This window comes from Bradyrhizobium sp. Kon58, from assembly GCF_055807455.1.
This window is the reverse complement of the sequence record NZ_JBVVOT010000597.1, coordinates 1-246: the sequence shown is the minus strand read 5'-3', so window position 1 is coordinate 246 and position 246 is coordinate 1. Positions and strand designations below refer to the sequence as shown.

The following is a 246-nucleotide window of genomic DNA, read 5'->3' as shown; positions in this document are numbered from 1 at the left end:
CGGTAGTTGGTCAGCGAGTCGCTTTTGCAAGGGATTGTCGATCTTTTCAAGTGCCTGGTAGCGTTCATCGAACAGTGCAGCCCTATGTTCTTTAAGTAGCTGCACCAGTTTGGAGCGCAGCAGGCGAGTTCGCGCTTGCAGGGTTTGGGTGACGGCGAATTCTTCGCCGAGCAAGGTCTTGATCTCGCGCTCGCTGAGTGTTTGCAACAGGCTTTTGAGCACGTCGCCGTCTACCAGGCGATGACG

General features: G+C 55.3%; 1 protein-coding gene. It reads right to left on the bottom strand.

The features are described from left to right. Nucleotides 1-246 (bottom strand): hypothetical protein (locus tag AC0L20_RS41620; protein ID WP_473295930.1); only part of this gene is annotated, 246 nt, incomplete at both ends.